The sequence below is a fragment of the Micromonospora sp. CA-263727 genome (assembly GCF_050942455.1).
Classification (GTDB): Bacteria; Actinomycetota; Actinomycetes; order Mycobacteriales; family Micromonosporaceae; genus Micromonospora.
Genome location: NZ_CP192031.1, coordinates 1528187 through 1541641 on the forward strand (window position 1 = coordinate 1528187; position 13455 = coordinate 1541641).

The window sequence follows — 13455 nt, forward strand, 5'->3', positions numbered from 1 at the left end:
CGTACCCGCAGGGCAGCATGGCCACATGATTGGACAGCTGCGTACCACGGTGATCGACTGCCCCGACCCGCGTGCGTTGGCCGGCTTCTACTCGGAACTGCTCGGCCTGCCGGTGGTCGAGGAGGGCTCCGACGACGAGTGGGTGGTGCTCGGCGGTCCCCGTGGGCACCAGCCGCGACTCGCCTTCCAACGGGCGCTCGACCTGCGTGCGCCGGCCTGGCCCGATCCGGATCGGCCACAACAGTTCCATCTCGACGTGACGGTCGACGACATCGAGACCGCCGAGCCGGCGGCGCTGGCCCTGGGCGCCCGCCGGCTGCCCGGCGCGGGCGAGGGCTGGCGGGTCTACGCCGACCCGGCCGGCCACCCGTTCTGCCTCTGCTGGGACTGACCACGGCGCAGGCTCGCCGCCGGCGGCCGGGCTTGCCGGTGGCGGCGCGGGCTTTGGGGGCGGTGGCGCGGGCTCGCTGCTGGTGGCCGGGCTTGCCGGCGGCGGGCATCATCACCTTCATGACTCGCCCTCCGCTCCAGCGGGCCGCCGGCTCGCTCTTCGGGCTCGCCTACGGTGACGCCCTGGGGAAGCCCACCGAGTTTCTCGACGTTGCCGAGATCGAGCGGCGCTACGGACCGTCCGGTCCTCGGCAGCTGGTGGGCGACCCGGCGCTGGTCACCGACGACACCCAGATGGCCCTCGCGGTGGGCTGGGCGCTGCACGACGCCCCTCGGGGCCCGGCGGAGGTGGTCGAGCCGCTGCTGCGGCAGCGCTTCCTCGACTGGGCGGCCAGCCCGGAGAACAACCGCGCACCCGGGATGACCTGCCTGCGGGCCTGCGCCGAGCTGTCCCGGGGGCTGCCCTGGCAGCAGGCCACCCAGGCCGGCTCGAAGGGCTGCGGGGCCAACATGCGGGTCACCCCGGTCGGGCTGCTCGACGTCGACCTGGACACCTTCGCCGGGCTGGCCCAGCTCCAGGCCGGCCTGACCCACGGCCACCCGACCGGCCTGACGGCCAGCGAACTGACCGCGTACGCCGTCCGGCTGCTCCGCGACGGCGCCGCACTGACCGAGCTGCCCGGCCTGCTCACCGAGCGGGCCCGTGCGCAGCGCACGGTCTACCGGGCCGACTGGCTCGGTGACCTGTGGCAGCGGCCGGGCGACCGCACGCCGGCGGAGTTCATCGCCCGGGGCTGGGACGAGTGCCTACGGGCGCTGGCCCGGCTCGACGCCGCGCTCGCCGCGCCCGACGACGGCGGCGATCCGTGCCGGCTCACCGGTGCGGGCTGGATCGCCGAGGAGGCCCTGGCGACGGCCCTCTACTGCGCAGTCCGGCACGCCGACGACCCGGTCGGCGCGCTGGCGCGGGGCGCGCGGACCGCCGGTGACTCCGACTCGATCGCCGCCCTCGCCGGTGCGTTCGTCGGCGCCGCCCAGGGCATGGCCGCCTGGCCCGCGGAGTGGGCCGGCCGGATCGAGTACGCGGACCAGCTCGCCGCCCTCGCCGCCACCTGGGAGCGGTAGCGGACCGGACCGGAGGGGGAGTGGGCGAAGTGTCCCACCGGCCGGATACCGTGCCCGGGTACGCAGTCACAGGAGGTCACGGCGTGTCCGAGGAAGCGGTACCCCAGCAGGTCAGCGCGGCTCAGGAGGCGGCGGCCGGCGCCGAGCCCACCCCGCGGGCGCGAGAGCGGCACGCCACGGTGAGCCAGGAGCTGACCGAGCACCAGTACCGCTACTACGTGCTGGACGCGCCGACCGTCTCCGACGCCGAGTTCGACCGGCAGCTGCGCGAGCTGGAGGCGCTGGAGGCGGAGTTCCCCGCGCTGCGTACCCCCGATTCGCCGACCCAGCGGGTCGGTGGCACCTTCTCCACCGACTTCTCCCCGGTCGCCCACGCGGAACGGATGATGTCGCTGGACAATGCCTTCGCCGACGAGGAGCTGGCCGCCTGGGCCGAGCGGGTCGAGCGGGACGCCGGCGGGCCGGTGCCCTACCTCTGCGAGCTGAAGGTCGACGGGCTGGCGATCAACCTCACCTACGAGGGGGGGCGGCTGGTCCGCGCGGCGACCCGGGGCGACGGCCGCACCGGCGAGGACGTCACCGCCAACGTCCGCAGCATCCGGGACGTGCCGAGCCGGCTCACCGACTCGGCGGAGTACGGCCCGGTCCCCGAGTTCATCGAGGTGCGCGGCGAGATCTACTTCCCGGTGGCGGGCTTCGCCGATCTCAACGCCGGCCTGGTCGAGCAGGGCAAGGCGCCCTTTGCCAACCCGCGCAACGCCGCCGCCGGCAGCCTGCGGCAGAAGGATCCGCGGATCACCGCGTCCCGGCCGCTGCGCCTGGTGGTGCACGGCATCGGCGCCCGCCGCGGCTTCCAAGCGGTCACCCAGTCCGAGTCGTACACCGCGCTGAAGGCCTGGGGGCTGCCCACCAGCGACCGTTGGCGGGTGGTGCCCGACCTGACCGGCGTCCGGGAATACATCGCGCACTACGCCGCGCACCGGCACGACGTCGAGCACGAGATCGACGGAGTCGTGGTCAAGGTCGACCCGGTGCCGATCCAGGGCCGGCTCGGCTCGACCAGCCGGGCGCCACGCTGGGCGATCGCCTTCAAATATCCGCCGGAGGAGGTCAACACCACGCTGCTCGACATCGAGGTCGAGGTCGGCCGTACCGGCCGGGTCACCCCGCGGGCCGTGCTCCAGCCGGTCCGGGTGGCCGGTTCCACCGTCGAGTACGCGACCCTGCACAACGCCCGCGAGGTCGAGCGCAAGGGCGTGCTGATCGGCGACACGGTGGTGATCCGCAAGGCCGGCGACGTGATCCCCGAGGTGCTCGGCCCGGTGGTCGACCTGCGCCCGCCGGAGGCCCGGCCGTTCGTCATGCCCACCAGCTGCCCGGCCTGCGGCACGCCGCTGGCGCCGGCCAAGGAGGCCGACGTCGACATCCGCTGCCCCAACGCGCGCAGCTGCCCGGCGCAGCTGCGCGAGCGGGTGTTCCACCTGGCCGGGCGCAACGTCTTCGACATCGAGGCGCTCGGTTACAAGAGCGCTGCCGCCCTGCTCGACGCGCAGATCATCACCGACGAGGGCGACCTGTTCTCGCTCGACGCCGATCAGTTGGCCCGCGCCCCGTTCTTCGTCAACAAGGACGGCAGCCTCGGCAGCAACGCCGTGAAGCTGCTGGACAACCTCGCCATCGCCAAGGAACGCGACCTGTGGCGGGTGCTGGTGGGGCTCTCCATCCGGCACGTCGGGCCGACCGCCGCGCAGGCGCTGGCCCGGCACTTCCGCTCGATCGAGGCGATCGACGAGGCCACCGCGGAGGAACTCTCCTCCGTGGAGGGGGTCGGGCCGACCATCGCCGAGAGCATCCGCGAGTGGTTCGCCGTCCAGTGGCACCGCGATGTGGTGCGCAAGTGGGCCGAGGCGGGCGTACGGATGGCCGAGGAGGCGGTGGAGGAGGGACCGCGTCCGCTGGAAGGGGTCTCCGTGGTGGTCACCGGCACCCTGGCCGGGTTCTCCCGCGACCAGGCCGCCGAGGCGATCCAGTCCCGGGGCGGCAAGGTCAGCGGCTCGGTGTCGAAGAAGACCGGCTTCGTGGTGGTCGGCGACAACCCGGGCTCCAAGGCGGAGAAGGCGGCCAGCCTGAAGGTGCCCATGCTCGACGAGGCGGGCTTGCAGGTGCTGCTCGACGCCGGTCCGGACGCCGCCCGTGAGGTGGCCCGGGTCGGGGAGTGAGCCCAGCATGCCGATCTTGAGGGCTCTCGTCCGGATACCAACTTAATTACGACTACGACCGATTCGTGACTGTCGCGGCGGGAAATCCGGGGCCAGGGGCGTTTGATGGGGTCACGGCGCGTGAACCCACGCGCCGGGTCTCGCACGGGAGGTGCGATGGAGCCGCCCGACCCGCGCAACCTGGTCCCGCCCGGACGCGCGGCCCACTTCTCGGCCTTCGTGGCCGGCGTGCTGGCCGTTGCCGTGCTGGTCTCGGCCCACGCGTTGGTGTCGCTGGCCACGACGCTGCCCGAGTTGCCGGCGGCCTTCTGGACGATGGCGGCGCTCGCCGTGGCCTGCGACGCCCGCCCCTTCCTCCCACTCGGCCGGCGGCAGTCGTCGTCGGCCGTCTTCCCGTCGACCTGCTTCACCTTCGCGATCCTGCTCGGCTGGGGGCTCGGCCCCGCGGTCGCCGTGCAGGCCGTCGCCGTGCTGGTGTCCGGGGTCCGGATGGGGCACGCCCCGTGGCGCACGGCCTTCAACGCCGGCCAGTACGCCTGCGCCCTGGCCGGCGCGTACGCGGTCACCCGGCTGGGGCCCGGCGACGTCTTCGCCGGTGGCCCGCTGCGCTGGACCGACATCGCGGCGATCGGCGGTGCCGGAGTTGCCTGGTTCCTGGTCAACTACGGCCTGGTCACCGCCGCCGTGCGGTTGCGTTTCGGCGAGCGGTGGTGGCCCAACGCGTGGCACGGCCTGCCGTTCGAGCTGCTCTCCACCGGGTCCCTGCTGCTGCTCGCGCCGGTGCTCGTCACCGCCGCGCGGGCCAGCGCGGCCCTGGTCCCGTTGGTGCTGGTGCCACTGTTCGCGGTGTACCGGATGGCTCGGCTCACCGTCGAACAGCACCAGCTCGCCTCGCTCGACCCGCTCACCGGGCTGCCCAACCGCAAGGCGCTGCTGGCCGAGGTCAACGAGCAGGTGCACCGGCACGCCGAGCGCGGCGCGCGGGGCGAGCCGGACGCCCGCCTGGCCCTGCTGCTGATCGACCTGGACCGGTTCAAGAACGTCAACGACGCGCTCGGGCACGCGGTCGGCGACCGACTGCTGGTCGAGGTGAGCGGCCGACTGACCGATGTGGTCGAGCCGCCGGACCTGGTCGCCCGCCTCGGCGGCGACGAGTTCGCGATCGTGATGACCGGGCTGGCCGACGTCGCCGAGGCCCGGGCGCTCGCCGACCAGGTGGTGCGGGCGCTGGCCGAGCCGGTAGCGCTGGACGGGCTCCCGCTGGACGTCGGCGGCTCCATCGGCATCGCTCTCTACCCTGAGCACGGCGAGGACTTCGCCACCCTGATGCGCCACGCCGACGTGGCCATGTACGACGCGAAGCACCGCAGCGACACCGTCGCCGTCTACACCGCCGAATCAGACCACAACTCGGCCGAGCGGCTCGGCCTGCTGGCTGACCTGCGTCGGGTGCTGGAGGCGGGGACGGCGGGGCGGGCGGAGGGCGGTGACCCGCCGGCCCACGCGCCCGCCGTGCGCGGCGGGGACGGCGCGGTGCTGCCGATGGACGAGCGGGCCGGCCTGCGGTGGTGGAGTTGGCGACGCCGCCCCCGGCCGGTGGCGCAGGACGACGAGCTGATCGCCCGGATCGTCACCGGAGCGGACCCGATGCTGCGCCGCGCCGCCTGGCCGGCCGCCCCGCCGGCGGCACCCACCGCCGAGCAGTGGGCCCGGCCCGTCCCGGCCGACGGTCAGCCCGGGTCGGCCCGCGCCGACGGTCAGTCCGGGTCGGCCCGCGCCGACGGTCAGCCCGGGTCCACCCCGGACGGCAGTCGGGCCGGCCCGGTCCGAAATGACGGTCAGGCCGGGTCCGGGCGGGCCGACGGCCTGGCGGGGGGAGGCGGGCGACCGGAGCTTCTGCCGCCCGGCGTCGAGCGCGGTGCCGAGCCGGCCGGGGACGTGGGCGAGATCATGATGTATTACCAACCGCAGATCGCGATCGCCACCGGCGAGATGGTCGGCGTCGAGGCCCTGCTGCGCTGGCGGCATCCGCGCCGGGGGATGGTCGACCCGGAGGAACTGATCCGGGTCGCCGAGCAGAGCGCGGTGATGCGCCTGCTCACCCGCCGGGTCGTCGACGACGTGGTGGAGCAGCTCGCCAAGTGGTCGGCGGCGGGCCTGCGGCTGCGCGCGGCGGTCAACGTTAGCGTGCGGGACCTGCACACTGGCGAGATCGCCGACCAGATCGCCGACCGGCTCGCCCGCTACGGCGTGGCGCCGGAACGGCTGCAACTGGAGATTACCGAGGGCGCGTTGATGGCCGACCCGCGTCGGGTGCTGACCACCATCACCCGGCTGCACCGGATCGGCGTGGGCATCGCGCTGGACGACTTCGGCACCGGATACTCCTCCCTGCAACACCTGCGCCGGCTGCCGCTGTCGGAGGTGAAGGTCGACCGGTCGTTCGTCCTCGGCATGACCGACGACCCCGACGACGCGGCGATCGTCCGATCGACGATCGAGCTGGCCAAGGCGCTGGGCCTGCGGGTGGTGGCCGAGGGCGTGGAGGACGAGCGGACCTGGCGCATGCTGCACGCGGCCGGCTGCGACGTCGCCCAGGGCTGGTTCTACGCGCGGCCGATGCCGGCGGAGGAACTGGTCGCCTGGCTGGCGCGGTACCGCCCGCTGCGCCCGCTCGGCGGCCACGACGGGGCGGACGCGGACCGCCGGCCCAGCCGGTGATCCGGCGGGCCACTCCGGGCCGTGGCGCCGGCGTCCGGGGAGCCGGGAGCGGCCGGCCGGGCGCGGAACAATAGACTCGCTGCCGTCACCGCGGGTCGCGCTCCGCCGACCGGGTGGACGTACTCAGACGCAGGACAGCCACGAAGGGGGCACCGATGGCCGCCATCTCCCGCGAGGAGGTCGCGCACCTGGCGCGACTGTCGCGGCTAGCCGTGACGGAGGAGGAGTTGGACACCTTCGCCGGCCAGCTCGACGTGATCCTCCAAGCGGTCGCCCAGGTGGGCGAGGTCACCGCCGCGGACATCCCGCCGACCTCGCACTCGGTGCCGCTGACCAACGTGCTCCGGGACGACGTCGTGACGCCGTGCCTGACCCCCGCGGAGGCGTTGTCGGGCGCGCCCGACGCGGAGGAGCAGCGGTTCCGTGTACCGCGGATTCTGGACGAGGATGTGGCATCGTGACCGAGTTGACGAAGCTCAGCGCCGTGGAGATCGCCGGACTGGTCGCCGCCGGGGAGACCTCGGCCGTCGAGGTCACCCAGGCGCACCTGGACCGGATCGCCGCCGTCGACGACCGGGTCAACGCGTTCCTGCACGTCGACACCGAGGGCGCGCTGGCCGCCGCGCGGGAGGTGGACGCCCGTCGCGCCGCCGGGGCGCAGCTCGGCCCGCTGGCCGGGGTGCCGGTCGCGGTCAAGGACGTGCTGACCACCAAGGGCGTGCCGACCACCGTCGGATCGAAGATCCTTCAGGGCTGGCGCCCGCCGTACGACTCGACGATCGTGCAGCGGCTGCGCGCCGCCGGCACGGTGATGCTCGGCAAGACCAACATGGACGAGTTCGCGATGGGCTCCTCCACCGAATATTCCGCGTACGGGCCGACCCGCAACCCGTGGGACACCGACCGCATCCCGGGCGGCTCCGGCGGGGGCAGCGCCGCGGCGCTCGCCGCCTACCAGGCGCCGCTGGCGATCGGCTCGGACACCGGCGGCTCGATCCGCCAGCCGGGCGCGGTCACCGGCACCGTCGGCGCCAAGCCGACGTACGGCGGCACCTCCCGCTACGGCCTGGTGGCCTTCTCCTCCTCGCTGGACACGCCCGGCCCGTGCGCGCGTACCGTGCTCGACGCCGCGCTGCTGCACGAGGCGATCGGCGGGCACGACCCGCGCGACTCCACTTCCATTCCGGCGCCGGTGCCGGACGTGGTGGCCGCGGCGAAGCTCGGCGCGACCGGCGACCTGACCGGGGTGCGGCTCGGCGTCGTCACCGAATTCGCCGGCGAGGGTGCCGAGCCGGGCGTGCTGGCGGCCTTCAACGAGGCCGTCGACACGCTGACCAAGCTGGGCGCGGAGATCGTCGAGGTGTCCTGCCCGCACTTCGGGTACGCGCTGCCGGCGTACTACCTGATCGCCCCGAGCGAGTGCTCCTCGAACCTGGCCCGCTTCGACGGCGTCCGGTTCGGGCTGCGGGTCGGCGACGACGGCAACCGGTCGCTGGAGGAGGTCATGTCGCTGACCCGGGAGGCCGGCTTCGGCGCCGAGGTCAAGCGGCGCATCATGATCGGAACGTACGCGCTCTCCTCGGGCTACTACGACGCCTACTACGGGCAGGCGCAGAAGGTCCGTACGCTGATCACCCGCGACTTCACCGCCGCCTTCGAGCGGGTCGACGCGCTGATCTCGCCGACCACCCCGTTCGTGGCCTTCCCGCTGGGCGCGCGCACCTCCGACCCGTACCAGATGTACCTGGCCGACCTCTTTACCATCCCGACCAACCTGTACGGCGGACCGGGGATCTCGGTGCCGTGCGGGCTCTCCGACGGCCTGCCGGTCGGCCTCCAGGTGATGGCCCCGACGATGGCCGACGACCGGATGTACCGGGTCGCCGCCGCGCTGGAGAGCGCCGTGGGCACCCTCACCCCACCGGCGTTGTGAGGCGGCGGGATGCTGACGCGGATCGAGATCGATGGCTTCAAGTCGTTTCGTAGCTTCTCGTTGGACATCCCGCCCTTCCTGGTCATCATCGGCCGTAATGCGGCAGGGAAGTCGAACTTGTTCGATGCGATTCAGTTTCTGAGTCGATTGGCCGGAGACCCTGTCATGGAGGCCGTCCAGCACATGCGGGGCGACGTGGTTGATCTTTTCCACCGCCCCACAACTGGACCTCCCGTTGACGAGATGACGTTTGCGGCGGAGGTTCTCCTGGACCGATCAGTCACTGACGCGTTCGGGGATACGGCAGAGGTCAATCACTCGCGGCTCCGCTACGAGCTGACGATCCAGTTGCGCTCCTCCGGTCATAGCGGGTCGCAACGGCCGTACGTCGTTCGGGAGGCGGTTCGCCGGATACGCCGAGCGGACGACAACTGGATGAGGCTGCGTTCTGCGGACCAACGGAAGCGGTTGGCGACCTACCGTTCCGGGGCAGACCCGCTGGAGACCGAGGACGACGACGCCGGGCGGCCGGTATTCAGTATTCGGCAACAAGGCAACCAGGGCCGTAAACGCAAACTTCCGGCAACGTCCGCTACCGCAACCGTGCTCTCCAGCCTGACGACCGCTACGGACTTTCCCCTCCTCTATGCGCTCAAGCGGGAGATGCAGTCGTGGCGGCTGCTGCATCTGGATCCGAGCGCACTGCGGGCCCCGGACTCCTACGACGACCCGGACGGCCTCTCCGCCAACGGCGGGCACCTCGCCAACACCCTCCGTCGTCTAGCGGACGAGACGGCGACCCCAGATCGACCCGAAGGGGTCCTGAACGATCTGTCCGCCGATCTGGCGGCAGTTGTTCCTGGCGTGATCCGGGTTCGACTGAGTGAGGACGAGGCTCGCCGCCAGCGGCAGGTCATGGTGGTGACCCGCGATGAGGCCCCGTTCTCGGCGCGTGTGGCGTCGGACGGCACGCTCCGGGCGATCGCTCTGCTCGCCGCGCTCTACGACCCACGTGGCGCGGGACTGATTTGTTTTGAGGAACCCGAGAACGGCATTTTTCCGCAGCGACTGGCTCAGTTTGTTCGGTATCTGCGAAACCTGGTCGATCGTGCGCTGAACGAGCCGTCCGACGGTGCGGCGCTTACCCAGCTGATCTTGAGCAGTCATTCGCCGGCCATCCTGCGCGCGCTGGATCCGGCGCAGGCGCAGAAGCGTCCCGACGCCGTCTTCATGGACGTGGTGAGTCGTGTCCAGCGAGGGCGTGCGCCGAGTCGGATAAGCCGTTGGCGCGCCGTCGCGGGCGCCAAGCAGTTGACGCTCGATGACGTACTCGACGCGGCGACGATGGTCAGCCCCAGCGAGATTGCGGAGTTCGAGGTGCAGGCGGAGCTGGGTACCTGATGCGTTATCTGACCTGAGTTGTAGCGGTTTAGTGACCACTCCAGCCGAGGTCGGTCAGGAGGGTTCGGGTCTCGGTGGGGATGCGCGGGTGGGCGGTCACTTGCTGGGTGCCGATGGTGATGGTGGCTGAGCGGAGGGGCCGCAGGGTCTTGAGGATCTTGTTGATGCTCAACCCGGAACGGGCTTGCGCTTCGCGGGAGATGGCCAGGGCAGCGAATACGATGGTCAGGTGGGCTTGGATGCTGTCTTCGAGGCGGTGGAAGACCGGTCGTGCGGCCAGGTCGGACTTGGTCATCCGGAAGGAACGCTCGACCTGGTAGAGGTCGTGGTAGGCAGCGACGACGGCGGGGCCGTCCATCCCGGCGGCGTCGATGTTGGTGACGTAGCCCTTGATCCCGATCAGGGCGCGTGCACGTTCGACGAGGTCCCAGTTCACGCTGGTGGTGCTGTCGGTGAAGGTGACGAAGCGGTCCTTCTTCAGCGGTCGTTCGCCGGTGGCGACCTTCTCGGCGCGTTCGACCATCGCGTTGATCGCGCGGTTGTCGTGCTGGGCTCTTTTGAACGTGTACTGGTAGACCACCCGTCGGTCACGGGCCTTGGTCCCGGTGCCCATGCGCCTGGTGGTCTCGATCGTCGCGCCGTCGGGCAGGTGGTTGCCGTGCCTGTCGACGTGGGCCTGTAGCTCGTAGGGGATCTTGCCGGTCTTGGAGCCGACGATGAACCGGAATCCGTTGTCTTCCAACGCCAGCAGGTTCGCCGCGGACAGCATCCCGGCGTCGGCCACGACGACGAGGTCGCGGGCCTGGTGGCGGTCGCGGAACCGGGTCAGGACCGGGATCAGCGTCTTGGTCTCGGCCTTGTTGCCGGCGAACAGGTCCACCTCCAGCGGGAACCCGTCGCCGGTGGTGAGCAGCCCGACGGTGACCTGTGGGTCGACGCGGCGTTCCTTGCTCAGCCCAACCTTGCGCAGCCCGTCTTCGCGTTCGACCTCGAAGTGCAGCGTGGTCACGTCGTAGAGCACTATCGCCAAGCTCCCACCCCGCGTGGCGTGCCGGTGACAGGCCTGCGCGATCACGGCCCGGTAGTCACGCTCGACCACGCGCTTGAGACAGCGCATGAACGTCACCCGATGCGGCGAGGCGACCCCGATCTCGGTCAACACCCGCACGGTGTCCGCCTTGCTGGTCGGCTCGATCACCCGGCCCAGCACCAGCGCCCGGAACGCGTCATCACCGAGACGATCCAGGCCGAGGTCGTCGTAGAGGCTGTTCAGAACCTCCCACAAGATCAGCGAAGACGTGCCCTCAACCACCGCAGATGCCCCGACCGCGACCGCGCCCGCACCGTCCAGGTCCAGGGTCAACTGCCCGCCATGAAGGCGTTCCTCAGCGACCTGCAGCAGCAGCGCCAACTCGTCGTCGGTGTGGGCCGAGCCGATGTGCTCGATACTCAACACGCGTCGGCCTCGCTTGTGCACGATCTGGACCGCGGTCGCTCCCGAGGCGGTCTTCACCCGCCGCACGAAAGCGCCCACCCCGCGAGACTACCCACGCAGCCAAGCCACGTTAGTGACCACATCAGCGCCGATCCGCGAGCAAACGCCCACGTCAGCGGCACCCACGATCACAAGATCACCAAAACGCTACAACTCAGGTCTGACCTCTGCGCTGGTGTCGGAAGGAAACTCTGACGACCAGTTCCTGCCGAGGTTGCTCGGCCGGACGCTGACTCAACTCTGCCTGACCGAGTTTGAGGACGCGGTCGACGTTGCGGACGTGCAGCCGCTCCGTGGTCGAAGTGGCCCGCCGTCGGTTGCGGACGTGGTCCAGCTCGTTGACGAGAACCGGGCGGCCTTCTCCCTCGTCTTCTTCCACCGCGATCAGGGTTCGGGTGCGGATAGAGTCGCCCGGGAGTGGATCCAACCGTTGCGGGAGCGATGGGGAGACCGCGCCGAGCAACTCGTGACGCTGGTGCCGGTGCGCGAGACCGAGGCGTGGTTGCTCGCCGACGGCGATGCCCTGCGCAGTGCCCTTGGCGTGCCGCATTGGAATGACAGGTCGATGGGGCTGCCGGCGCAGCCGGCGTCGGTGGAGCGGCTGCCCGATCCCAAGCGGGTGTTGAATGACCTGATGCAGCGTGTCAGCCGTTCTCGGCGGGATCACTTCGTGCAACTCGGCGAGCTTGTCTCACTGGACCGGTTGTCCGAGGTTCCGGCCTTTCGGCGATGGTGGGAGGAGACCTGCGACGCTCTGGTGTCGCTCGGCTACCGACGGGGCTGAGCGGAGGGTGCTAATTGACGGGCCCGGGAGCTGCGCGGTCGAGAGGTAACGAAGTAGTGGCACACGGTCACCGTTCGGGCCATTACGGGTGGCCGTGTGCCCTGGTTGGATAGAGTTCCAGCCGCTGGCGAACGCGAGCACTGGTTTCTCCTGAACGAGCCCTGGAAGTGCGATGAGGACGCTGCGCCCGGTCATGGCCCTGTCGGCGCTCATGCTGCTGCTCGGCACCGCCCAGCCAGCTGCCGCCCGGCCGTCATCAAGCCAGCAGACTCCTGCCGCGTCGGCTCTCGCCGATCCGGCGGCGGTTGCCACCGTCACGGTCACCTCCGGTGCGCCGGCCTCGCCGGTCACCGCCCACCAGGCGTATCCGGCGCACACGTTCACGGCCTCGGGTGGCGCGGCTCCGTACAGTCTCTCGTTGCGGTCGGGGTCGTTGCCGGTGGGGATGACGTTGTCGTCGGCGGGGGTCTTCTCGGGTACGCCGACCACGCCGGGCAGCTACACGTTCGGCATCCGGATGTCCGACGCGGACGGGGAGTTCGCCGAGCAGAGCGTCACCGTGGTGGTGGTCGCGCCGACGATCACCGTCACCTCGGACGCGCCGACCTCGCCCTGGTACACCGGGCAGCCGTATCCGGCGCACACGTTCACGGCCTCGGGTGGCACGGCTCCGTACAGTCTCTCGTTGCGGTCGGGGTCGTTGCCGGTGGGGATGACGTTGTCGTCGGCGGGGGTCTTTTCGGGTACGCCGACCACCCCGGGCAGCCACACGTTCGGCATCCGGATCAGCGACGCGCACGGCTTCTTCGCCGAGCAGCAGGTCACGGTGGTCGTCGCGGCACCGGCGACCGCCATCACGTCGGGCGAGCCGCCCCGCGGCACGGTCGGTAAGGGGTACTCGTTCCGGTTCACCGCCGAGGGTGACTCCGACATCCGGTTCAGCGTGACCGCCGGAGACCTGCCCGCCGGGCTCACCCTGGCCCCGGAGGGTCGGCTCGGCGGCACCCCCGGCGCCGCGGGCATCTTCGCCTTCACGGTCCGGGCGGCCGGCACGGCGACGAGTGCCACGGTCGAGGTGTCGCTGGTCGTCGCCGCCGCACCAGCGCCGTCGCCTTCGCCGGGCACCCCGTCGGCGACCCCGAGCGAGCCGACGCCGACGCCGACCGAGCCGGCCGAGACGCCGACCGCGACCCCGACCGCGCCGAGCCCGACGGCGTCGCCGTCGCGGACGACCGGGGCGTGGCTTCCGGTCACCGGATCGAGTTCGAGCCTGGTGCTGCTGCTCCTGGCCGTCGTGGCGTTCTGCGTCGGCGGAATCCTCTTCGTGATGGCCTACGAACGCCACCGGCGGTTCACGACGCCCCGGTGATGCGACGCCCCGGTGATG

At 71.4% G+C, this 13455-nt stretch carries 10 protein-coding genes; 9 read left to right on the top strand and 1 reads right to left on the bottom strand.

From position 1 onward, the window contains the following. The first annotated feature begins 25 nt into the window (after positions 1-25). The 7 genes from ACQPYA_RS07075 (at position 26) to ACQPYA_RS07105 (ending at position 9789) form a co-directional block, all read left to right on the top strand. Positions 26-391 carry a VOC family protein gene (locus ACQPYA_RS07075; protein ID WP_433531840.1) on the top strand — a complete coding sequence of 122 codons (366 nt, stop codon included), beginning with the start codon at positions 26-28 and terminating at the stop codon, positions 389-391. 119 nt (positions 392-510) lie between these two features. After that, positions 511-1515, top strand: coding sequence for an ADP-ribosylglycohydrolase family protein (locus tag ACQPYA_RS07080; protein WP_433531841.1), 1005 nt, complete (start codon positions 511-513; stop codon positions 1513-1515). A gap of 83 nt (positions 1516-1598) precedes the next feature. After that, positions 1599-3734 carry an NAD-dependent DNA ligase LigA gene (gene ligA / locus ACQPYA_RS07085; protein ID WP_433531842.1) on the top strand — a complete coding sequence of 712 codons (2136 nt, stop codon included), beginning with the start codon at positions 1599-1601 and terminating at the stop codon, positions 3732-3734. A 156-nt stretch (positions 3735-3890) separates the two neighbouring features. After that, a complete protein-coding gene (locus ACQPYA_RS07090) occupies positions 3891-6455 on the top strand; it encodes a putative bifunctional diguanylate cyclase/phosphodiesterase (RefSeq protein ID WP_433531843.1) in 2565 nt (854 codons plus the stop codon). A 155-nt stretch (positions 6456-6610) separates the two neighbouring features. Beyond that, on the top strand, positions 6611-6916 hold the full coding sequence (gatC, locus tag ACQPYA_RS07095) for an Asp-tRNA(Asn)/Glu-tRNA(Gln) amidotransferase subunit GatC (protein ID WP_433531844.1): 306 nt from the start codon (positions 6611-6613) through the stop codon (positions 6914-6916). Continuing rightward, positions 6913-8388: an Asp-tRNA(Asn)/Glu-tRNA(Gln) amidotransferase subunit GatA gene (gatA, locus tag ACQPYA_RS07100; RefSeq protein WP_433531845.1), complete on the top strand. Its 1476-nt coding sequence runs from the start codon at positions 6913-6915 to the stop codon at positions 8386-8388. Before gatC ends, gatA begins: the two co-directional genes overlap by 4 nt. Positions 8389-8397: 9 nt before the next feature. Next, complete coding sequence (locus ACQPYA_RS07105; protein ID WP_433531846.1) at positions 8398-9789, top strand: AAA family ATPase; 1392 nt, start codon at positions 8398-8400, stop codon at positions 9787-9789. A 28-nt stretch (positions 9790-9817) separates the two neighbouring features. Here ACQPYA_RS07105 and ACQPYA_RS07110 read toward each other — a convergent pair whose 3' ends face one another. Next, positions 9818-11323 (bottom strand): IS1634 family transposase, encoded by a 1506-nt coding sequence (locus tag ACQPYA_RS07110; RefSeq protein ID WP_433528571.1) that lies wholly within the window; start codon positions 11321-11323, stop codon positions 9818-9820. Positions 11324-11459: 136 nt separating this feature from the next. Between ACQPYA_RS07110 and ACQPYA_RS07115 the strand changes: the two genes are divergently transcribed. Next, positions 11460-12068: a DUF4276 family protein gene (locus ACQPYA_RS07115; protein ID WP_433531847.1), complete on the top strand. Its 609-nt coding sequence runs from the start codon at positions 11460-11462 to the stop codon at positions 12066-12068. A 172-nt stretch (positions 12069-12240) separates the two neighbouring features. Next, positions 12241-13437, top strand: coding sequence for an Ig domain-containing protein (locus ACQPYA_RS07120; protein ID WP_433531848.1), 1197 nt, complete (start codon positions 12241-12243; stop codon positions 13435-13437). The last annotated feature ends 18 nt before the right edge of the window (positions 13438-13455 follow it).